Genomic DNA, 23,199 nt, shown 5'->3' with positions numbered 1-23,199 from the left:
GTCACGGCATGATCGACCGAATAATCTTTTAAAGCCAGAATTATGAATATGAGTGCATTTTCAATAGCTAAAAGTGTTATACTAATAAGCACGTTATAAATTGAGGAGTTAGAAAGAATGAAATATTTTAAACCACAAATGCAGCAACTTGTGAAAGAAAACCGTGAATTACATGATCGCCTAAAAGAGTTAATGTCCGAAATGGATTTGCAAAAAAATTATGCTTTAAAAGCTCTATATCACGCTGAAGTAGCAGACGGTGGACGCTATCAGCAAGATTATCAAGCGTTGGACTATTTATATAAATAACTTTAAAAGTAATAAACGCAAGAATGTTAATTCCAAATAGCATTCTTGCGTTTTCTTATTAACTAACTACCTTAATCATTAGTTCTTGCTACTTGCACTACCTTTGCCATGTATTCCTCACGCATTTCCATCGGCACCATACTTCCACCTGTTGCCCATACAAGATGGGTAGCTTGCTCCATCTTATCAACTAAATCATACTTTTCTAAATAACTTTGACCATTTTTCATTAAATGAATTGGTCCGAACATCCCTGCATGCGCAGATGGCTCTAAAAATAGACCTTCCGATTCCATCGCTAAACCGAGCGACGTAAATAATTCTTCATCTTTCACTGTATAACAACCACTAATATACGTCTCCATTACTTTACCAACGAATTTAGAAGCACGCCCGACTGCTAGACCATCTGCTTCTGTTTTATTGTCTAATCCAATATCTTCTACACTGATCTCATCATGTAAACCTGTCATCAAGCCGATTGTCATACAAGGGGATGCTACGGGCTCAGCGAAGAAGATGTGGGCATGTTCTCCAAAAATTTCACGTATCCCGTACGCAACTCCCCCCGGTCCTCCACCTACACCACATGGTAAATACACGAACAATGGATGGGCAGCATCTACAGTAATATTCGTCTTTTCAAACTGTGCTTTTAAACGCTTCGCCGCTACTGCATAGCCGGCAAATAGGTCCTTCGAATTTTCGTCATCAATAAAATGACACATAGGATCTTGTTCAGCCTCTCGACGACCTTGTTCTACAGCAACGCTATAATCTGCTTCATATTCAATAACTGTCGCACCTTTTTCACGCAGCAATGCTTTTTTCCACTCTTTTGCATCACTCGACATATGTACAACGACATTAAAGCCGAGTTTTTTGCCCATAATGCCGATACTCAATCCTAAATTACCTGTAGAACCTACGGCAATTGTATATTGCTGAAAGAACGATTGAAAGTCCTCTGTTGCCAACACGGCATAACTATCCTCTTTTGTTAGCTTGCCACTAGCGATTGCAAGCCGTTCTGCATGCCTTAATACTTCAAAAATACCACCACGGGCTTTAATAGAGCCGGAAATTGGCAAGGCATGATCGCACTTTAAGATAAATTGACCTGGTATTAAAACATCAAATTCCTTTTCAAGAGCTTTCTTCATGAAAGGTATATCTAGTAAAGATGATTCAATAAGCCCTTTGCTTTCCAAAAGCTCTGGAAATGCTAAAATTAAATAGGAAGAAAAGCGTTTAAGTGTTTCTTCTGCCTCCTCAACTTCCTCTATTGAAAAAAGAATTGTTTGCGCCTTTTTTTCTCGATTTGTATTTTCCCAAAGTACAGTATTATGATTTGCTAACTTATTTAGTCTCGGAAATTGATTAAATAGTTCGTGTTTACGCTCATTTTCCACCTTCAGATTCCTCCATTTTTTGAGTTATAATTGCTCGTTCACAAATTTGTCGAAATTTCAATTCGAACGAAATATTGTTTTCTTGTGTTCGTTTTTTAGGTCCTCTCGTACGTCCCCCAGCACGTCTAATTTTTTGTCCAACATGGCGCATGTCGAGCAAACGTTCGATATTTTCATTAGACATCTCTCGTCCATTTTGATCGATTGGATAACCGCCTCTCGCCAAAACCATAGCTGCTAAACCGTAATCCTGTGTAATGACAATATCGTGTTTTGAAAGCGCATTCACTAGCGTAAAATCAACCGAATCTGGACCTTTCGGAACCATAATTGTTATTACATTATCACGTTCGATACGGTGGGATGTATCGCAAAACAAGATTGTTTCAATCTCAAACTCAGATGATATAGATAGTGCTAAATCCACGACTGGACAGGCATCAGCGTCAATTAAAACCTTCACAATAAAGCATCATTCCTTTCTCATAATTAGATAGATCACTCAACTCATCATTATTTCGATATAATAAATTTTCACCCCTATTTGTTCAGTTTTTCACAAACTTTAGACTGTTGGAAAAAGTATTTTATTGAATAGTGTGAAAAATAGATATACGATAAAAATATCAAATAACTGGAGGTTTTTTACTATGACAACTACAACTGTAAGCAACGAACAATTAGCAAAAGAATACGTTGATGGCGTATTCGAGCAACTAAAACAACAAAATAGTTATCAAGCGGAGTTCTTACAAGCAGCTGAAGAAATTTTCATTTCATTAGTGCCTGTATTTGCACAACACCCTGAATATATTAAAGCCAATATCTTATCTCGTATCGTTGAGCCAGATCGTATCATTTCTTTCCGTGTAGCTTGGCAAGATGATAACAATGAAGTTCAAGTAAACCGTGGTTACCGTGTGCAATACAGCAACGTAATGGGGCCATACAAAGGCGGTCTTCGCTTCCACCCTTCGGTAAATGAATCAATTATCAAATTCTTAGGCTTTGAACAAATCTTTAAAAATGCTTTAACAGGTCAACCAATCGGTGGTGGTAAAGGTGGTTCAAACTTCGATCCTAAAGGTAAATCAGATTCGGAAATCATGCGTTTCTGTCAAGCATTCATGACTGAATTATACAGCCATATTGGTCCAGATGTCGATGTTCCAGCAGGTGATATCGGTGTTGGCGCTCGTGAAGTAGGTTTTTTATGGGGCCAATATAAGCGTTTAACAAAAGCAAGCGAATCTGGTGTATTAACTGGTAAAACTCCTGGCTACGGTGGTTCTTTAGCCCGCAAAGAGGCAACTGGTTATGGTACTGTATATTTTGTAAATGAAATGCTAAAAGATGTCAACGATTCATTCGAAGGTACAACAGTTGTAGTTTCTGGTTCTGGTAACGTTTCAACATATGCTATTGAAAAAGCACAAGCTTATGGCGCAAAAGTTATTGCTTGCTCTGACTCTTCAGGCTATGTTTACGACCCAGAAGGTTTAGATCTTGATGCAATTAAAGAAATTAAAGAAGTAAAAGGCGATCGTATCTCCACTTACTTAAACTATCGTCCAAATGCTACATTTACAGAAGGCTGCACTGGTATCTGGACGATCCCTTGTGACATCGCGCTTCCATGTGCTACACAAAATGAAATTAATGGCGATTCAGCTCGTATTTTAATCTCTAACGGCGTGAAAGCTATTGGTGAAGGTGCAAACATGCCATCAGATCTTGAAGCAATTAACGAATTCTTAAATGCTGGCGTATTATTTGGTCCTGCTAAAGCTGCTAATGCCGGAGGTGTTGCTGTATCTGCTCTTGAAATGGCGCAAGATTCAAGTCGTGTTTTCTGGTCATTTGAAAAAGTAGATGCTAAATTACATGAAATTATGAAAAATATTTATGCGGACAGTAAAGCAGCTGCCGAAAAATATGGTTACCCTGGGAACCTTGTAGTTGGCGCGAACATCGCTGGCTTCATAAAAGTTGCTGATGGTATGCTAGCTGAAGGCGTTTATTAATAATAATTTCAGAATCCTTTCAATCCACTTAAGGTGATAACAAACATTCGTTATCACCTTATTTTTCATTAGATAAGAAGTTGAAAAACACGAAAAATATCGTTTAAAACGAACATTTTTACTATTAAACTTTCAAAACATTCGTGTTATAATAATGAAGTACTACGAAATATTGGAGGGTTTTTTGTGGAATTATTGTATACAGGTAAAACGAAAAATGTGTTTCAATTAGAAGATGGTCATTACTTATTAAAATTTAAAGATGATGTAACTGGAGAGAACGGCGTATTCGACCCAGGTGCTAATACTGTTGGATTAACAATCGACGGTGCTGGTTTAGCTGGACTTCGCTTAACTTCTTATTTCTACTCAAAACTAAACGAACAAGGTGTTCCTACTCACTATGTTGATGCAAACTTCAACGATGCAACAATGACAGTAAAGCCTGCAACTGTTTTCGGTAAAGGTTTAGAGGTCATTTGCCGCTTCAAGGCAGTAGGCTCTTTCCTACGTCGCTATGGTGCATACGTAAAAGAAGGACAAGACTTAGATTCTTTTGTAGAAGTTACTATCAAAGATGATGATCGACTAGATCCTCCCATTTCTGAAGATGCTTTAGCCATGTTAAACCTGTTAACACACGAAGAATACGCAATTTTAAAGCAACGTACAATTGAAATCGCTAAATTTATTGCTACAAAGCTTGACAAAAAAGGGTTAACACTTTACGATATTAAACTTGAGTTTGGCCGCGATGCTAAAACAAATGAAATTTTATTAATCGATGAAATTTCAGGTGGTAATATGCGTGCTTACAAAGGCGAACAATACATAGAACCATTAGAACTTGAAAAAATTATGTTAGCTGAATAAAAAACCATTCTATTAAAATGCTATGCCTGACTAAATACGAGTAATCAAAAAGAGTCGCTTTCTTGCGGCTCTTTTTGTTGGTAAGATGTTTCTTCGAAACTTTTCATTCGTTCACTCGTATACTAATTATACGCATAATGCATTTATACTATTATTTTGGAGGTAATTTAATGGATGACTTTAATGAAACATCACAAGAAAGGCTAAAGATTAATCCATTTTTGTCTATTTGGTTGCATCCAAAGCAAACAACCCGTTACATGATAGAAGAAAAATCAATAGGTTTTGCTCTTCTTCTTTTGTCAATTGGTTATATTGGTGTTACACTTTCAGACCTTATTGATAAGATATCCGTGATAGACTTTTCTCCTTGGCTTATCTTACTATTTTGTGTTATTGCATCACCGATTTCAGGAATAATCGGTACAGCTTTTGTTGCACTCATCGCTTGGCTATTCGGTAAACTTTTTAAAGGAACAGGTACGTACTCACACTTATTCAAAGGGCTAAGTTTAACGGCTATTCCATCTATAGTCCTTATTCCTTTTTATTTAATTTGGTTATTTACATCACCTGAATCTTTAATGGATCCTAACTTCGCCGGGCCTTACCCTTGGGTTTTTTGGATTGCAATTTTATTATCGATTGTGGTTGCAATTTGGAACCTCATTATTACAGTAGGAATTGTTGCAGAAGCACACCAAATAACCAATTGGAGAGCGTTCTTTACACTCTATATTCCATGCATTATTCTCATTGCCCTCATTATTCTGGTGATTGTTCTCTTTGCAGTTATCGGCATTTTAGCCGGAACAATGTAAAAAATCTCCCCTCTCTCTATGAGAGTGGGAGATTTTTTCACATTAAACTGAAAGCACTGTATTTTGTTGGAATAGCTCCGACACACCAGACTCAACAGCTGCTCCACTTACAGCTTGGGAAACAATTTCAACAACCCGCTCATCTAATGATTTAGGTACAATATATTCCTCCGTTAATTCCTCATCACTTACAAGAGCGGCTATCGCTTCCACTGCAGCTATTTTCATAGCCTCATTAATATCTGTTGCTCGAACATCCAATGCCCCACGGAAAATACCAGGGAAAGCAAGCACATTGTTAATTTGATTTGGATAATCGGAGCGTCCTGTTCCCATAATACGTACACCCCATGCTTTAGCATTTTCATACGTAATTTCAGGATTTGGATTTGCTAGTGCAAACACGACTGGATCATCATTCATTGAAGCAATATGTGCTTCTGTTAATAAATTAGCAACCGATACGCCGATAAAGACATCAGCACCTTTAATGGCATCTTCCAATGTCCCATGTATTTTTCCAGGATTTGTTAAATGTGCCACTGTTTCTTTAATTGGATTCATACCTTCAGCGCGACCTTCATAAATGAGGCCTTTTGTATCGCACATATAAATATTTTTATAGCCCATTTGCACAAGAATACGTAAAATAGCAATACCCGCTGCTCCTGCACCATTAATTACGACCTTCATCGTTGCCACATCTTTCTTCACAATACGATTGGCATTAATCATCCCTGCACCTACTACAATCGCCGTTCCATGCTGATCATCATGGAATACGGGAATATCACATTCTTGGCGCAGACGATCTTCAATTTCAAAGCATCTTGGGGCTGAAATATCTTCTAAATTTACAGCACCAAAAGTAGGAGCAAGCGCCTTCACAATGCTGACGATTTCATCCGTATTCTTCGTATCTAAACAAATAGGAAAAGCATCAACATTGGCAAAACGCTTTAATAAAATAGCCTTCCCCTCCATTACTGGTAATGCTGCCTTCGGACCAATATCCCCTAACCCTAATACCGCCGTTCCATCTGAAACAACTGCCACCATGTTACCTTTCATTGTATAGTCGTAAACAAGTGATGGATTTCTCTCAATCTCTACACAAGGCGCAGCTACCCCTGGCGAATACGCAAGACTTAAATCATATGAATCTTGCACAGGCACCTTAGAAATCACCTCTAATTTCCCGCTATAATACTCGTGCATTTCTAAAGCCTTTTTCATAATGTCCATTCAATCCCATCCTTTTCTTTTCAAATTATTATATATTTCAGAATCATAATACTTTGTGAAAGTAAAGTCAACGAATTTTCTGTCAATTTTAGTTTTTCATCTAAATAGCGCTATCTATTCTCATCTCCGCTAATTTTATGCTTTGTTCTTAACTTCACAATCAATTATTATAATATAATATTCGCATCGATTAGCTTTATTAAAAATGTACAAATACCGCCATTAAGCCTGTTCAACTTTTCACATAGTATTTTTCTTGTGTAAATGAGAAATTTTTCACAAACTAATGTAAGCGTATCCATTGTTCCATCTGGTTCCGTCACATTTTCTTCACATTTTTTCACAAAGTTTTTTATTATGCATCCTCAAGTATTCTTTTTTTCCTTACTGAATCCCTCGATTAGCAAAAAAAGAGCCCTTATTTTAAGGACTCATGCGTAAATTGATTTATAAAAGCAGTGATAATATGTTTGGAAGACCACTGTTCTCCTGATACTTTTGTAATCGGATAATCACGAGAAAAGATAGCTTTTGTAATTTCATCAACTAAATAACCTTTAAGAAACAACTGCCTTATATTACTCTCCATATCTTCTAAATAAGCAATTTTTTCTTGTATTTTCGTTCGACCATCCGCTATAAAGCCTGCATGACAGCAATAAACTTCTTCGAAATCATAGTTTAATATTTTCTTCAAAGACGCCAAGGTATGTACGATATTTTCTTCATCAAGGACAACCTTAGTTTTCGTCTGTATATACAAATCTCCTGTAAACATAGCACCAGTTTCTCGATTGTAAAATGATACATGATCTGTCGTATGCCCTGGTGTTTCGATAACGTCCAATGTAGCTGATTTCGTTTGCAATGTATTGCTTATTGGTTGGGCAATAAACGCTGGTCGCTCCCCCCATAATGCCTGTCGATAAAATGGATACTCTCCATCCTTTGCACAAAGACTTACCGAATCACGGTGAACATAGATAGGTACACCCTTATGTTGCTGAATCCATGCTGCATTTCCTGAGTGATCCTCATGCGAATGAGTGAGCGCCAATTGTTCAATCGGTATTTCGTTAAAAAAGGATTGGAACTCCTGTGAAAGTGAATATGAGCCTGTATCAATTAGTAAGCCATCTACAAAAAAGCTATAAACACTCATTCCTATCCCCTGAACTGTCACTTTACCGTGAGCGCATTTCACATCACGATTTTGTTGAATCTCTATACTTTTCTCTCGTTCAAACATCCTTTCCCCCCCCTTTGTAAAAAGAGTGTAGCATAAAATGAATAATCAGTCATTTTATGAATAAATGCTACGCAAATGGAAAAGGAATCGTAAGTTGACGATTACTATCAAAACAGCCCCTTTTATTAATAGAGAGATTATAATTTTAAAGGGAAGCCCGAATTCAAAAAATGCATGGTTTTATACACATATTCTTAGCTAGATATAAGTACAATCACAATTACATTTTTAAAATCTTATCAAATTACTAGACTGTCGTTTAAACACTCGAGGGCTTTTTTGTTAGTGTAAATCCAAAACAATTGGATCAATTTGTTTTTTAATCCTTACAGTAGACGGCACTAATTTTAAATTAGCTGGGATTTGTTCGAAATTCTCAAACTGTAATTTGTAAACGGTACGATTATTTGTTCGCTCAGAATAATTTACATTTGTCCGGTTAGAAATAATTAAACGATCGTTAATGACCATCTCCCAACCAGCTGCACGAACTTTTTGATCACCTTCCGTAGAAATTTGTAAATGTAATGTACCTTGTTTGATTTCTAATGAATCAATTGTATATGTTACGTTATTCAATTTGAATGGCTGTAATTGTTTTGTATTCACTTCCGTCTCAAATAAATCGAACGCAGATGCTTCCATTTGAAACACTTCAAACGTTGCTGGGTTAGTATACTTTGGGACGGATATCGTGTATACCATTTCGCCCAATACATCTGTGTCGAAACCACTAGGACCTGAAAAGTCTGTAATCATTGGTTGTTCGCCAGTACGTCCATCACGTCTAGTAGTTAAAATTAATTTTCCTGCTTCATCTCGGATTTCAAATCGGACGTCTGTTGTTACTTTACCGAAAAAGTCATCTTGTGCATTGTCAAATTTCGGCATGTTCGCCACTTCTATATATTGGTATTTATTTAAATGATGTTTATATATATTATCTTGATCTCGCTGGTATTGTTCTTTAAATTTAACTCGATATTGAATATCAATGTTTTCCCCATTTCCGACAACTTTATCAATAGAAACATCCAAGAATGGCTCATTATAATTTAAGACTTGTTCACCATCTAAATGTTCTTCCTGCTCGCTACTATTCGTTTCTACTAAATGTGTTGGCTCATCAATCGGCTGTGCCACTTCAATCGGTGGACGATTCCAATAATAAAACGCAAAACTTAGCATAATAATAGCTGCACTGATTACAGTAATTTTTAAAGAATACCAAGATTTTTTACGCTTTGTATTCGTTTGAATACGTTGCATAATAGCATCACCTTGGCTATGTGTCATCATTGGCTTATTGAGCTGTGCAAATAATGTTTTTTGTTCATTTACTAATTGCTCATATTCACGTTGACAATTTTCACAGAATTGCAAATGAGCTTCCATTTTCTTTTGTTCAATCTCATCTAAAAAACCTTCTACATAATCTTCCAGCAAATTCGAATCACATTTCATAAAAATAACCTCCTTTTGTCATTGTGATTGACCTAAGCTTTCTTTTACTTCGGTGTAACTTATTTCGAACATCATTTAAAGAAATTTGAAGCACTTCGCTTATTTCATCGTAGCTTAGCTCATTTACATATTTCAGTAACAATACCATGTACTCTGTTTCATCCAACTGTTGAAGAAGCTTTTCTAACTGCTCATTTCTTTCATGTAACAACAATATTTTTTCAGGAAAACGATTATCCATTACATCACTGTCGATTCGTATCGTTTGTAACTTATGAACCCGTAAATAATCGAAACAATTATTGACTACAATTCGGTATAGCCACGCATTAAATGAGCCCGTTTTTTTATACTTATGTAAGCTATAAAATACTTTTATAAAAATATCTTGTACGATATCTTCAGCTACCGACTGATTTTTTACTATTCTTATGACAGTGATAAAAACTTTCTGCTCATAATGTTTTACAATATGTGCAAAATGATGACTTTCACCGTTCTTTACTCGTGTGATTACTTCATCCATCTCCATTTGTTTCACCTCCCTACTACTATAACGATAAAAATTGCATTTCCTCTCAAATTTTCCCTATATTTTTTCTCTAATTTCGAATTTAGGATTTGTTATTCAAACAAGCTCTCTCTGAAATGTTTGAGTCTGCTTACATTTAAAGCAATTAAACCTTCTCTTGCCCTCACTCCAAGAAAAAAACGCCCACCAAAGTGAGCGTTTCTTCCTCAATCATTTATTCATTTGTTCCTTTTTCTACATCATATTGTGTAATCCAGTCACTAAAGCTGCCTACATACAGTTGAATATTTTCATAACCTTCATCTGCTAGTACTGCATACAATGGTGATGCTGTAACACCGCTGCCACAATATACAACAACGTGCTCGTCTTGTGCAACCTTGCTGCGTAACTCATCATTGGCTTGTAGACGACCATCTGACTTTAATTGTTCCCAGTCAAAGTTTTTTGCTGTTGGAATATGCCCAGCTACCATATCAAGAGGCTCCACGTCACCACGGTAGCGAGCTGCGGCACGTGCATCTAGCAACGTCGCATTGACTTCTCCATCTACAATAGCTTTAACTGCTTCACGTGGAGCATATAGCTCATCTCGCCAAACAAATTCAATCGTAGTCGGTGGATATTTTATAATGTCTTTTGTGAAAGATATTTTTTCCTCGAGCGCAGGTGCACCACCATTCACAATCACTACATTTGGAAAGCCTGCATATGTCAGCATCCACCAAGCACGTGGTGCAAATGGCGCTGCCCCTTGATCGTAAACGACAATTTGATCTTCATAATTTAATCCTAATCCTTGAAATACTGCCGATAGCTTTTCCTTACTTGGCATAGGATGGCGGCCATCGCTAGACCCCATATCTGATAGATCCTGCTCTAGATCGATATAAATCGCTCCTGGTGCGTGTCCCTCTTCAAATATTTTATTCCCCGCCTCTTTGTTTTGTAAATCAAAGCGGGCATCTAAGAAACGGACTCCATCTAACTGAATTTCCTCAACTGATTTGAATACTTTTCCCAAATGAATCACCTCATGCGTATTGTAATTGTTCGTAAATAGCTTTCCAAGAAGCTAAACGACTTTCTTCCTGAAGTGCAAGTCTTTCTGTTGCAATTTGTTCAAGTGCCTGATGGTAAATATGCAGACGTAATTTCTCTGCTTCCTCAGCAATATAGGTAATAGCCCATGTCATGAGGGATACTTTCTGTGAATCTAAATAGTTTTGCGCATCTGGTTTTGTTAATACTTCAAGCGCCTCACTTAGCTTCACTTTTTCATTCTTCTCAAAGAATGCCTTTTGATTGCGGAAGTGTGATTTAACACCTGAATATTTCACAATATCTGTAAATGGTCCTTCAAAATCAAGTAAATCTGGCTCAGAAGATTCAAACGCTAAGAATGAGAAGCTACGGTTTAATTCTTTCAGCTCACGTACTTCATCTTTAAAGCGTAATTGCATCTTCTTACTAATAAACTGTGATAAACGGAAGTTTGTTACACGCATTTCTTGTGTAAAGTCAAAACGTAAACTTTGCATTACTTCTTTTAAAGCATGCTCTAATGCTTGCTGAGCTGGCATTGCTGAAAATGTTGAAGGATTGTAGCCTTCCTTAAAGAACTCTGGGTAACGATAATACACACGCTGAAGAACATAATACAATAATTCATCAAGCTCTTGCTTCGTTTCACTTTCTAACATGCTTGTATTAAGCGTATTAAACTTCGATGTTATATGCTGTTCAAGAGTTGTTAATTCCTCTAAACGCTCATCCTTACGCTTTAAGTTCTCTTCTGTCTGCGCTATTAAGTCACCTAAACGTTGTTCCGTTTTATCGACTTCCTCTGCAAGTGCCTGAACAGCCAATGCACTTAATTCATCATTTAAGAATGTGTGGAAGGCATCTTCGAAAGGTGGCATACCTGATGTTAAATCAGCACCCTCTACTTTTTCCTTTAATGCCAATAAGCTCGACACACCGTAAAGTCGAGGGAAGCGAATGCCAAAGCGTTGTAGCTCTGAACGCACATAACCTTTTACATCTTCCTGCTCTTCTTCTGTTGTCGCTAAATCAATCGCATTGACGATAAAGAACATTTTATCAAGTTCGAAGGCATCCTTCACACGCCCTAGCTGAATTAAAAACTCACGGTCAGCTTTAGCAAAAGCATGATTATAATAAGTAATAAACAAGATTGCATCAGCATTACGAATATATTCAAACGCAACACCTGTATGACGCGCATTAATAGAATCTGCTCCTGGTGTGTCAACAAGTGTCACACCCATGCGTGTTAACGGACTATCATAATAGAAATCAATATTATCGACAAAGCATGATTTATTTTCTTGCGCAACAAATTTTTCGAACTCTTCACGGTTAACACGTAATACTTTTCCAAGCTCAGACTTAAATGTTGGGAACCCTTCTTTATATGCACGAATAAATGATTTATGCACATTTAGGCGTTCGTCCGATAGCTGTACCGCAAGTCCTTCATCTGCACGATTAAATGCCTCTTCTAAAGAAGAAACTGATAATCCAACTGCTGCATATGAAGCTTGAATATCCTCTAGCATTTGGTCAGCTGTTTTTAATAGTACATCTGCTGTTTCATGCGGATGCTCTGGTGTCACAGGACGAATTTTATTAATAGCCGCTGTTGTAGGGTTTGGTGATACAGGTAAAACTTTAGCACCCATTAACGCATTAGAGAACGAAGATTTCCCTGCACTAAATGCACCGAAAAGCGCGATTGTGAAATCTTTTTTCTGTAATCGTTCTACTTTATTTTCTAAGTAAGTTGCTACTTCCGCAAAGCCTTGTACATCTTTTACCGAGTTTGCCGTATGAAGTGCACGCTTCACTACACCTTCAATAGGAAGGCTAGTTGCGCTAACTGCTTGCTGTGCCTCTTCCTGTTGTAATGCTTCTTCTTTTGGCTTTAACATCGATTCATCAAACAATCGAATATCTGCTAAATCTCGCTTAAAGGCTTGATCCCAATTTGTAAGCTGTTGATTTGCTAGCTGACGTATTTCATTGCTTGCCTGGTGCATAATACTTGCACTATATTGCTGATAGCCCTCGATTTCAAGCACTGCCTGAATAGCATCAACTTTCGCTTGCATCCCAGCCATTTTTAATTTAGATGGAGCAGCTGTTTCAGTAGCCACTGCTTCTAAAGTTGTTGCTTGTGCATCCTTCCAATTATCTGTTTCCTGGATGAAGTAGCGTTTTGTTGCCTCTGCTACACGGTTAGCGAAGTTTAATACGGCATCTCCAGTTAATATGGCACCAGCTTGTACCTGCTGCTCAATAAGAGAGAATGGTAATTCAAAGGCGTAGGCATCAATAGCGGTAGCACGTTCTTCATTTAATGCACTAACATCCTTTAACACCTTTTTCATTAGCCCTTTTAAATGTCCAGTAATCTGTGCATGCACAACATTTTGATAGGCACTATAGGCATCCTCTTTACGGCGGTTACGCTCTTCCTCTGTTTTTTTCTTAGCAGTAAATAAGCCCCCTACCTTGAAACCATCCTGCTGACTCTCTAAATACAGACGTAATTTATCGCGTAAATCAGCTGGCATAATGGCAGCATTCGCAAGAAGTTCTTTACGTTGGTCCTCGAACGTTTCATTCCATGCTTCAATCGAGAACAATTCAACTTGACGATTTAGCTTATTGTATTGCTCTAAAATATCTTTATGGTTTGCCCAGTCATCGGCACTTAATACATCTTCATCGATGTCTAAACGATCTTCTCTTTCTTCTGTTAAATAAGTGTCGTGCTCACTTTGTAATAAACGCAGCGTATTTGATGCTGTCTTTACAAGTTGATCCTGCCAATCATTCATACTATCCATAACAATTTTCTTAACAGCTTTAAAATCGTTATAAGGGTGCTCAGGCTCTCTTAATGAAGTGAAAAATACACCTTTTGGTACTACACCCCAAGCCGCAAAGGAATTGTGAACTGTTGCCTTAAATTCCTCAAAGCTTAATTCATTTTCATTATGCTTATCAATCATGTTTACAATTAAATAAACGTTTGGATTGTACTTCATTAATTGCTTTGTAAATTGAAAATTCAATTCTGATTGCACGTGATTGTAGTCCATTGTATAAAATACGATATCAGCAATATGAAGGGCTGACTCTGTTGACATACGGTGTGCATCATCTGTTGAGTCGACACCTGGCGTATCCATAACTGTGACGCCTAATGGTAATGTCGATGTACTATGACCAATTTCAATTTGAGACACTAGATCCCCATTTTTACTAAGCTCTTTCACTGTTTTAAAATCATAACCTGCTTCAAATTTTACAGGTTTTTCATTGTGCATATAGACAATCGCAAAGTCTTCATCTGATTTATGGACTTTGACGATATTGGCACTCGTTGGAATAGGACTTGACGCAAGTAAATCTTCACCTGATAGCGCGTTAATCATACTCGACTTACCAGCAGAGAAATGACCAGCAAAGCCGATAACATATTCTTTTTGCTGTATTTTACGTGCAAAAAGTGATGTCTTATCCATACGCTCTGTATCACCATTATGCTGATAAATTATGTATTGTAACGACGCTTGCTTTAATAGCGCCTCCAACTGTTGTTCAAAATCATTCATAAAACCAGTAACCCCTTTATTTATATTAATCAATTTCGCCTTGGCGTAATTGCCGCTGTCGCACAGATAAACAATGCGTCCGGATTTTGAATTGTGCGAGCACAATTCACTCCTTTAAAAATCCGTGACATCCGCCGGAGGCTTAATCTTCATTCAGTACTGTTTAGAAAGGAACTATATCCTGATTCATCTTACCACTTTAGAGGTGGTAGTTTTTCTGAATGAAGATAGTCATAAATAGTATTCTACCTTATTCGACAAACAAAGTATAACACTAATTTACTTTGAAAAGCATATATATAAAGGTTTCAGACGCCATATTCATCCATATCGCCCTGTTTAACCAAAAAAATGCTTTATCCAGGCTCACTATCAAAACGTGGGGTTGATTTCATACGTTTTAACAAAATGTCATTCTCAATTTGTAGTGATGGGCCAATATTTTTAAAAAAACTACTAATTTCTATTTCAAAATGGTTGCACAACTAAGCAATTTATAATTTTCTTCATATTTTAAGTTAAGGCAAATTAAGTTTTAAAAAAGTTTAATGTGTGATTGCAGTACTAATAATAGTGAAAATTACAAAGTGAACTTGGGGAAAAAATAATTAAATGGGGTGATAAAAAAATGGTGAACTTTAGGAATCACCAAAAACTCGAGCAAAAATGTGGGTGTGAAGATCGGTTTATTTGGCCTCGTATAAAAGCTAGTACTCTTCCTCCGGTAGACCCTCCTCCAGTCATTGAACCTAATGGGAATATCATTCCAACAGTAAATAGATATTTCTATATTGCTACATCAGATATTAATTTAACGAATGGGGCGACTCTATTTGCTAGTCAATTTTGGGGTGATGATGGGAACACAGCAATTGAATTTAAGATTTTTAATCCGAATGGCTACGTTAATCTTTACATCAATGCCGTAATGCAGGAAGGTGGAATTTACACTATAACTCCAACCTCCTTAACTTTAAGTCCTGATAATTCAACAATTTATAAAGGTACTCCAATCATCATAGAATCATTAGGATTTTCTACAATGTAAGTAACATACCTGAAAGGGGGTGAAAATAAGTGGCACTTTCTATTATTAATATTCATGTCAATGTTACAGGTACTTCGGCTAGATTTTTCAATGTTTTAGCTGCACCCTTAACGATCTCTGATGGTACAACGGTTGCCTCTACTACCTTTTTAAATGATAGCGGTTCTGCTGCAACTACTTTCCCAATCGTAACAAATGGGTACCATAATTTATATATAAATGGGGTGCTTCAGGAAGGTGGTTCTTACTCAGTTTCTGCAACAGAATTAACATTCCATACTGTTACAGGCACTTTACCAGCAGGAACACCAATTATTGTTGAGGCTGTTGAATTAGTGACTACACTTTAATCGCCTTAAGTAAATCAAAGATACTTTGTTTCATAAATAAAAAAATGGATGCCTTAAAATATTTTAGGGCATCCATAAATACAAAACGATTTGTGTGTTGGCTAATTCACATCGTATGAGGAAAATCAAACATTCGTTGTACGAATTGTCTCCTCGATACAAAGCCTAATAGAAGTTATTAAATCTTGAATATTCCATCCCGGTATTTTCCCATGCTGAATCGCCAAATCAAATGATGCAGGAATATGAATAAATCCAGCGCGGACCCCTTTATGTTGCTTTGCGTAAACTAGCCCCTCATACATAATATTGTTGCATAAATAAGTACCCGCGGTATTTGATATTTCTGCTGGATACCCTTCTTTGCCTAATCTATTCACCATATTTCTAATAGGTAAATTCGTTATATACGCGTCTTCACCACCATCATAAATGCTTTCATCTGCTGGTGTATAACCATTGTTATCCGCTTCACCATCTTTAATATTAATCGCAATTCGCTCTGGCGTTATTTTAAAACGTCCTCCAGCTAATCCTAAGGAAATAATGATTTGTGGTTGTATCTCGGCAATATATTGTTTCAGTTGCTGAGCAGATTGCTGAAAATCCACAGACAGAATGCGTCCTACAATTTCATAGCCATCCATCACTTCTCCATGTAAATTTTCTACAATTTGCATTGTAGGATTAATTTTATACTCAAGAAATGGTACAAATCCTGTTAATAATATTTTTGTCATTGTCTTCACCTAATTTCTCTAGGACGTCGCTGTATCGTCCATCCATTTTTATTTACTGGTAGCTGATACTGTAACCTTAATGATTACTGATTAAACGAATGAATCACTTACCCTATTTGTATTGATATACGGTTTTGTTTAATTCTACAAAAATACTATTCTCATTTACAATATATTTCAGAAAAAAACAAATAATCCTTTTCTTTTTATTACATTGAAAGGATTAAAGATAAATATTATTCAAAAAAAGCATGGTCTCAAAATTACTCGGACCATGCTCTATCTGTATAAAAAATTGAAATTCTATTATTTTAAATGTGCAGTCGTCTGTTTCATGACGTGTGTTCCCACTCCAATATAGATAACCACTGCCGCTCCAATAAATACAAATGTCATCGCTGACCGCTCCTTTTTATATAAAAATTTTTATTCGAAAAGACTTTAACGTCCATTTATTGATTTTGAAAATCATTCTCATTAATATAATATAAATTTCCCATTAATTCGTCAAGACATACTTTCATCTTACCCATTTAACATGGTAAGATGTAGAAAAGTCGGAAAAAGGATGCGGTAATGATGAGTAATTCGAAGTACTTTCAAACTATTTTAAACGGGACAATTCACGCTTTAAAATCGATCCTACCTATGGATATAGAGGTGAAAACACCTAGTATTATTTCTGAACCATTTCAACAACAGCAAATGGGTGTTTTAATTGGTTTAATAGGAGATTTAAAGGGCCGTGTAATCATTGATTCCTCTCCTGAAATTTTTAGTGGCATCGGCAATACAATGTTTGGTATGCCTCTTGAAGGAGAAATGTTGGAATCCTTTACAGGGGAATTCGGAAATATGATTGCAGGAAATTTATGCACTACTGTAGGACAAGAAAGCTTAGAAATTGATATCACACCGCCAACAGTGATGGTTGGCAACACAAAGTTATACGGCTTTGAAAAGGCATTTGTACTCCCTGTTACAATTCCAAACGTTGGTCCGCTGACAGTTCTTTTAACAATTGAAGGAGAATAGAGTACTAGAATATCGAACTGTTCCAAATGATATATCCTATGCCAATACATTAAACATTTATGACCATGCTTTATCATTCTCTATAATTAACAATGGATGCTCCATTAGGCTCAAGTACAAATTTCAATTAGTAAAATTTTTCGAAAAATAAGAGTTTTTAATAATAATTCCTCTAATTCTAACCAATAAGTGGCTATCTCAATGACTATTGAGGTAGCTATTTTTTATTCCCTCCTCAATTTTTCACATTTTTTTCACATTTTTCGCCAAGATGTGTGATTTTTTTCACATCAAAAAGAAATTTATTTATATATCATGGCAATAAGAAAGACACAATAAAAGCGTAGGAGGAGCAAAAATGGCAAATAAAAAAAAGTCAGATGAAAATTTAAAAGGTTCACTCTATGCGGTATTTGGAGTAGGAATCATCATTATCTTGCTTTGGGTGTACTGCTTCGATTTGTTCATCAATCGTTTTTAACTTCCTTTCAGCGGGTTTCCACTGAAAGAAATTAAAGCCTCCGGCGGATGACACGCAATTATGCCGAGGCATAATTGATTCTACTAAGAAAGGACAGAGACATATGCACTTACATAAGTATGAGAAGTATTGGCTTGTGTTCGGAGTCGCTACTTTAGTAGCATTCCTTATCATTCTAGGCATCGGTGCATTCCATCAAGGCTCACATCCGAACAATGGTAAAAAAACACTAGATTATGAGAAAGTAAAAGAATTTGCACCCTTCGATAACCCGGGTGTACATAAAGTAGAAGGTAAAGATTGGGATTACGAAGTAGTTGTTTTAGCTTCAGCATTTAACTACAATCCTCCAGAAATTGAAGTGCCACTTGGAGCTAAAGTGAAATTTATTGCAACGAGTGCAGATGTAATGCACGGTTTTGAAGTTGCAGGTACAAATATTAATATGATGCTTGAACCAGGTTACATTTCTGAATATGTAACTACAGTAAATAAAGAAGGAGAGTTTTTAATCGTATGTAATGAATACTGTGGTACAGGACATACGATGATGCACTCTATGCTAAAGGTGGTGAAGCCAAATGAGTCTAAATAATAATTTGACGAAAGTGGATCGTCGTGATGCGAAGCTAGCGATGGCACATATTTACGTGGCATTCATCGCATTGTTATTAGGGGGTCTTGCAGGTTTATTACAAGTTTTCGTTCGTTCTGGTCAATTTACATTACCAGCAGGCATTGGTTACTATCAAGTTTTAACCGTACATGGTGTTTTACTCGGTCTTATTTTAACAACATTCTTTATTTTTGGTTTCCAAATTGCTAGTGTTAGCCGTACGTCAGGGACTTTTTCAGATGGTCAACGTCGCCTTGGCTGGATCGGCTTCTGGTTAATGACTATCGGTACAGCAGCAGCTGCAGTAATGGTTCTACTGAACGAAGCATCTGTTTTATATACGTTCTATGCTCCACTGAAAGCTCACTGGATATTCTATTTAGGCCTTACATTAGTCGTTGTTGGTTCTTGGGTTGGCGGCGCAGGTCAAGTTTTACGTTATGCACAGTGGCGTAAAGAAAACAAAGGTAGCGGACAACGAAGCCCATTATTATCATTTATGGTTGTTGTCAATAATTTAATGTGGTTCGTAGCAACTCTAGGTGTAGCTGTTTCTGTTCTATTCCAGTTACTTCCATGGTCCTTAGGCTTTATCGAACGTGTTGATGTAGCACTATCCCGTACATTGTTCTGGTATTTCGGTCATGCTCTCGTATACTTCTGGTTATTACCAGCATACATGGTTTGGTATGTCGTTATTCCGAAAGTTATTGGAGGGAAAATTTTCTCTGATTCTTTAGCAAGACTGTCATTTATGCTGTTTTTAATTTTTTCTGTACCAGTTGGGATCCATCACCAATTAACAGAGCCAGGTATTGATGGCACATGGAAATTCATACAAGTTGTTTTAACATTTGCGGTAATCGTACCATCCTTAATGACAGCCTTCTCGATGTTTGCAATGTTCGAATTACGTGGTCGTGAATTAGGTGGGAAAGGGCTTTACGGTTGGTTTAAAAAATTACCATGGAAAGATGCTCGTTTCTTCGTGCCATTTATCGGTATGTTAGCATTTATTCCTGGTGGCGCAGGCGGTATCATTAATGCTTCTTACCAAATGAACCAATTAATCCATAATACTATTTGGGTTACAGGGCACTTCCATTTAACGATTGCAACAACAGCCGTTTTAACTTATTTTGGTGCGGCATTTTGGTTAATTCCATATTTAACAGGTCGTACATTGACTAAATCTTTGAACAATCTTGGTAATTTTGCAGCTATTTTATGGGCTACTGGTATGACAATTATGTCTTCCGCTATGCATATCGCTGGTCTGATCGGTGCACCTCGTCGATCTGATTACTCTGAGTATGGCGGTGCTCAACAAGCTTATGATTGGATTCCTTATCAAATCGCTCAAGCTGTTGGTGGTACGATACTATTCATCGCTATCTTAATCATCCTTTATATTGTGGTGAAATTAGCATGGTTTGCACCAAAAGGCGAAGAGGAATTCCCAGTTGGTGAAGTACATGAAAACGGTGGTACTACTCCAGCTATCTTAGAGAACTTTAAAGTATGGCTTGTTATTTTAGTAGCATTAATTTTATTTGCCTATACTATTCCAATTATCGATATTATTTCTAATTCCCCTCCTGGCTCTAAAGGCTATAAGCTTTGGTAACAATCTCTTGCATCTTCATAAAAAGCGATTTCTCTACTCTGTAATATTAAAAACAAGTTATGATGATTTCTTACATCATAACTTGTTTTAATGTTGCACATTATATAAATATGTTATAAAAATGTACATTACTAAATTCAATTTTAGTAGTGTACATTTTTATTTTGCTTAACATTTCTACTAGGATTTAATAAAAGGGTTAACATTTATAATTGCAAGAAAAAAAGTTAATATAGAACAGGCGTTCTTTTTTTTGGAGGTGTTAGTAATTGTATTGGTATGAGTATTGTCCAAAACATATTGAAAGCAAATATGAATTATTGGTATTTAGAGATAACCAACCGTTCCTTCCCTTGTCGGATTATTACTTTGATTGTGTAGGGAGAATCGATAAGAGTTCTGCAACTTCTTATTTGAAATGTTTACTTCCCTTTTTCAAGTGGTTAGAGGAAGAAAGTAATTATCAAGGGCAACGAGTGGAATGGAATGATTCAGAGGAAAAGATACGAGTAGTTGTTGAGGAATATTTGAGGCATGAAATGAAGTGTAAGGTTCATGATAAAGATTCGTTTCGTTTGGTAAGTTTAACAAATAAAAGCCCAAACACAATTAGCCGTTTTTTATCAGCGTTAAAATCCTTTTATAAGTCTATGATTCATTTAAAACAATATACACATAGCAATCCATTAATGGATGGTCAAGCTTTCTTGCATAATTATAAAGAAGAATTAAAAGGTGTTCGAGATGGCAAACCAAGAATGCCTTCGGTGTCAGGAACAGAAGAACCTATATTTGATGAAGCGACATTAAGAAAGATTTCCCCTGAACGTGATGTAAACATCGCTAAAAAGAAGTATATGCAGCTTACAAAAGAAGAATTGGTAAATAGATTGATAGCAGTTGAACAATATGTTGCAGAAAATCAGAAGCGATGGGTTGCTAATCATTTTGAGCAGTTTAAATAGAAAGTTAATTGAGATACCAAAATAGCCTTGTTAGATTGTTTTAACAAGGCTACCTTTACTTTTTTGTTCAACTAAAGCACCATAGTTGAAGAGAAAAGTAAAGTTTATTCAACAATTGCGCTCGTTTGTTTAAGATTTTTTTGGTTACCTAATTCCACTTCAGGAGAAGATTTCTTATATCCCAATTTACCCTTTGTAAAAATAAGAATTATCAAAGCGAAAAGACCTAATCCTAGACAAACAGATAAATCAGATTCTTTCAAAGCCGGGTTAGTAAAATGAGGTTGTATAAAACTAAAAGTATTCAAACTAGCGTGAACCAAAATAACAATATACAAATTTCCTTGTTTGGAGTTGAACACCCAAGTTAAAATGATGGAAGCAGCTAGGCATAGCACGATAAAAATAGGTAAATCGTAATAAAGAAGAGAAATGTTTGAACCCGGACCTCTTCTTTGTGCTGCGGTTAAAAAATGAGGTAAATGCCAAAACGCCCAAAGAATTCCGAGCAATAGCGTTGCTTTTAATGATCCAAACTTAGATTGCATTCGAGGTAAAGCAAAACCACGCCAACCGATTTCTTCTGGAAACGGGCCACCAAAGAAGAAGACTACAACAAGATAAATCGGGTATGTTGCGTAAAATTGCGTTGTAAGCCCTTTAGAATTTGGAATCCCTCCGTTTAACATTACAAATCCCAAATATATCACAGTAGGAATGACGATAAGTGCAAAGAAGTACCATTTTAAACCTACTTTAAGTTTCCATATTCCTTTTGTAATAACTCTCCAAGCTCCTTTTCCTTCGAGAGTCCGAATCATAATATATGTAGCTAACATAGGACCAACGAAAGCATTAAGTCCAAAGAAAACATCGAAAATTTTAGCTTTGGGGATGATATTCCATTGAGATAAGATAAATGGAATTAATACAATCCACGAAAATAAATATGCCATAACAAAGAATGAAGTTAATGGATGAGATTTTAAAATTTCTTTTAGATTTCTTGAGGTACTTTTTGATTCTGTTAAAGGTTTCAGTACAAACCACTCCCTCGATTATAAAAGACTTTGATAGGTATAATATTGGTTTTTTGATCAATAACACCTCGTAAACCCACATTTCAGGTTAAATGTCTCCCTCATACTAAGATATGTTTAAAACAGCAGAGGTATTACCTCCTTGTTCAACTAAACTGCCCCGTTAGCCATCCATGTAGCGCAAAAACCAGCGCTACACCACAGAAAATGAAAGATGATTAAGTTCTTTCATGGGAGTTGAATAGCAACAATCTTTTCGAAAACAGCCATTAAAAAAGATAGATTAGACAATTTATCATTCACAAACGAGAAATAACTTGAAAATAAAGGAGTTTTACATTTTCATTTCGCCTAACGTTGCTTCTGGTTCTTCTTCAACTAAAGCACTCCGTTAGTTGAAGAAGAAGGTTGAATAAGAACAGAGACGCTTATTATACTCCGAAAACAACACTACTACCTGAATTTTCAGAATATTAACTTTATTGTGTTAACTCCATGTTATTACTTGCTATCATTTTCGCTTCAGTTCGTGTTATTTTGCCGCCTCGCTACACCCCACTTGAAATAAAATCAGACAGAATAATAGTGATAAAAAAGTTGATTCCTTTTTATTTTCAAAGTTATCCTCCTCGTATATTAGTAGTAAGAGCTCTTTCCGATAGAATTTCCAGTTGATCCGGACAACTGGGGAATCTGTTGGATTTCCTATAGGAGATAGTCGC

Annotated in this window: 22 protein-coding genes; 11 read left to right on the top strand and 11 right to left on the bottom strand. The window is 36.4% G+C overall.

Annotated elements, in window-relative coordinates; translation table 11 throughout:
* Positions 1-117: 117 nt before the first annotated feature.
* Positions 118-309, top strand: a complete 192-nt coding sequence (locus ABH966_RS08135; RefSeq protein ID WP_049666523.1) for a hypothetical protein — start codon at positions 118-120, stop codon at positions 307-309.
* 71 nt (positions 310-380) lie between these two features.
* Here the strand turns inward: ABH966_RS08135 and ABH966_RS08130 are convergent, their stop codons facing one another.
* Both ABH966_RS08130 and ABH966_RS08125 read right to left on the bottom strand, forming a co-directional pair.
* Positions 381-1,721, bottom strand: a complete 1,341-nt coding sequence (locus ABH966_RS08130; RefSeq protein ID WP_370077382.1) for a D-serine ammonia-lyase — start codon at positions 1,719-1,721, stop codon at positions 381-383.
* Positions 1,711-2,184 (bottom strand): YaiI/YqxD family protein, encoded by a 474-nt coding sequence (locus tag ABH966_RS08125; protein ID WP_370077381.1) that lies wholly within the window; start codon positions 2,182-2,184, stop codon positions 1,711-1,713. Before ABH966_RS08125 ends, ABH966_RS08130 begins: the two co-directional genes overlap by 11 nt.
* 187 nt (positions 2,185-2,371) lie before the next feature.
* Here ABH966_RS08125 and gdhA point away from each other — a divergent pair, with 187 nt between their 5' ends.
* The 3 genes from gdhA (at position 2,372) to ABH966_RS08110 (ending at position 5,439) form a co-directional block, all read left to right on the top strand.
* Complete coding sequence (gdhA, locus tag ABH966_RS08120) at positions 2,372-3,745, top strand: NADP-specific glutamate dehydrogenase (RefSeq protein WP_370077380.1); 1,374 nt, start codon at positions 2,372-2,374, stop codon at positions 3,743-3,745.
* Between the two features lie 186 nt (positions 3,746-3,931).
* Complete coding sequence (locus ABH966_RS08115; protein ID WP_370077379.1) at positions 3,932-4,618, top strand: phosphoribosylaminoimidazolesuccinocarboxamide synthase; 687 nt, start codon at positions 3,932-3,934, stop codon at positions 4,616-4,618.
* 170 nt (positions 4,619-4,788) lie between these two features.
* On the top strand, positions 4,789-5,439 hold the full coding sequence (locus tag ABH966_RS08110) for a YIP1 family protein (RefSeq protein WP_370077378.1): 651 nt from the start codon (positions 4,789-4,791) through the stop codon (positions 5,437-5,439).
* Positions 5,440-5,481: 42 nt separating this feature from the next.
* Here ABH966_RS08110 and ABH966_RS08105 read toward each other — a convergent pair whose 3' ends face one another.
* The 6 genes from ABH966_RS08105 to ABH966_RS08080 form a co-directional block, all read right to left on the bottom strand.
* Complete coding sequence (locus tag ABH966_RS08105) at positions 5,482-6,684, bottom strand: NAD(P)-dependent malic enzyme (protein ID WP_370077377.1); 1,203 nt, start codon at positions 6,682-6,684, stop codon at positions 5,482-5,484.
* 418 nt (positions 6,685-7,102) lie between these two features.
* Positions 7,103-7,933 (bottom strand): MBL fold metallo-hydrolase, encoded by an 831-nt coding sequence (locus ABH966_RS08100; protein ID WP_370077376.1) that lies wholly within the window; start codon positions 7,931-7,933, stop codon positions 7,103-7,105.
* A 282-nt stretch (positions 7,934-8,215) separates the two neighbouring features.
* The gene (locus ABH966_RS08095) at positions 8,216-9,397 is read right to left on the bottom strand and encodes an anti-sigma factor family protein (RefSeq protein ID WP_370077375.1); all 1,182 of its coding nucleotides are present in this window, start codon (positions 9,395-9,397) and stop codon (positions 8,216-8,218) included.
* Positions 9,387-9,929, bottom strand: a complete 543-nt coding sequence (locus ABH966_RS08090) for an RNA polymerase sigma factor (RefSeq protein WP_370077374.1) — start codon at positions 9,927-9,929, stop codon at positions 9,387-9,389. The genes ABH966_RS08095 and ABH966_RS08090 overlap by 11 nt, the downstream gene beginning before the upstream one ends.
* A 214-nt stretch (positions 9,930-10,143) precedes the next feature.
* Positions 10,144-10,953, bottom strand: coding sequence for a sulfurtransferase (locus ABH966_RS08085; RefSeq protein ID WP_370077373.1), 810 nt, complete (start codon positions 10,951-10,953; stop codon positions 10,144-10,146).
* Positions 10,954-10,963: 10 nt separating this feature from the next.
* Positions 10,964-14,575, bottom strand: coding sequence for a dynamin family protein (locus ABH966_RS08080; protein WP_370077372.1), 3,612 nt, complete (start codon positions 14,573-14,575; stop codon positions 10,964-10,966).
* A 628-nt stretch (positions 14,576-15,203) separates the two neighbouring features.
* Here ABH966_RS08080 and ABH966_RS08075 point away from each other — a divergent pair.
* Positions 15,204-15,623, top strand: coding sequence for a DUF4183 domain-containing protein (locus ABH966_RS08075; RefSeq protein WP_370077371.1), 420 nt, complete (start codon positions 15,204-15,206; stop codon positions 15,621-15,623).
* A gap of 29 nt (positions 15,624-15,652) precedes the next feature.
* The gene (locus ABH966_RS08070; protein WP_370077370.1) at positions 15,653-15,973 is read left to right on the top strand and encodes a DUF4183 domain-containing protein; all 321 of its coding nucleotides are present in this window, start codon (positions 15,653-15,655) and stop codon (positions 15,971-15,973) included.
* Positions 15,974-16,098: 125 nt separating this feature from the next.
* Here the strand turns inward: ABH966_RS08070 and ABH966_RS08065 are convergent, their stop codons facing one another.
* A complete protein-coding gene (locus ABH966_RS08065; RefSeq protein ID WP_370077369.1) occupies positions 16,099-16,713 on the bottom strand; it encodes a pyroglutamyl-peptidase I in 615 nt (204 codons plus the stop codon).
* A gap of 579 nt (positions 16,714-17,292) precedes the next feature.
* Here ABH966_RS08065 and ABH966_RS08060 point away from each other — a divergent pair.
* From ABH966_RS08060 to ABH966_RS08040, 5 genes are all read left to right on the top strand, one after another.
* Entirely contained in the window at positions 17,293-17,748 is a 456-nt protein-coding gene (locus ABH966_RS08060) for a chemotaxis protein CheX (RefSeq protein ID WP_370077368.1), read from the top strand.
* Positions 17,749-18,106: 358 nt separating this feature from the next.
* On the top strand, positions 18,107-18,229 hold the full coding sequence (locus ABH966_RS08055; RefSeq protein WP_255505077.1) for a hypothetical protein: 123 nt from the start codon (positions 18,107-18,109) through the stop codon (positions 18,227-18,229).
* 103 nt (positions 18,230-18,332) lie between these two features.
* Positions 18,333-18,824: a cytochrome c oxidase subunit II gene (locus ABH966_RS08050; RefSeq protein WP_370077367.1), complete on the top strand. Its 492-nt coding sequence runs from the start codon at positions 18,333-18,335 to the stop codon at positions 18,822-18,824.
* On the top strand, positions 18,811-20,472 hold the full coding sequence (locus ABH966_RS08045; protein WP_370077366.1) for a b(o/a)3-type cytochrome-c oxidase subunit 1: 1,662 nt from the start codon (positions 18,811-18,813) through the stop codon (positions 20,470-20,472). The genes ABH966_RS08050 and ABH966_RS08045 overlap by 14 nt, the downstream gene beginning before the upstream one ends.
* A gap of 269 nt (positions 20,473-20,741) precedes the next feature.
* A complete protein-coding gene (locus tag ABH966_RS08040; RefSeq protein ID WP_370077365.1) occupies positions 20,742-21,437 on the top strand; it encodes a hypothetical protein in 696 nt (231 codons plus the stop codon).
* A 104-nt stretch (positions 21,438-21,541) separates the two neighbouring features.
* Here ABH966_RS08040 and ABH966_RS08035 read toward each other — a convergent pair whose 3' ends face one another.
* Together ABH966_RS08035 and ABH966_RS08030 are read right to left on the bottom strand one after the other, a co-directional pair.
* On the bottom strand, positions 21,542-22,393 hold the full coding sequence (locus tag ABH966_RS08035) for a CPBP family intramembrane glutamic endopeptidase (protein ID WP_370077364.1): 852 nt from the start codon (positions 22,391-22,393) through the stop codon (positions 21,542-21,544).
* Positions 22,394-23,009: 616 nt separating this feature from the next.
* The coding region (locus ABH966_RS08030) for a hypothetical protein (RefSeq protein WP_370077363.1) at positions 23,010-23,199 on the bottom strand (190 nt) is incomplete at its 5' end.

The organism is Lysinibacillus sp. RC46 (genome assembly GCF_041262385.1).
Lineage (GTDB): Bacteria > Bacillota > Bacilli > Bacillales_A > Planococcaceae > Lysinibacillus.
Note: the sequence above shows the minus strand (reverse complement) of the source record. Positions and strands in the feature narration are given on the sequence as shown.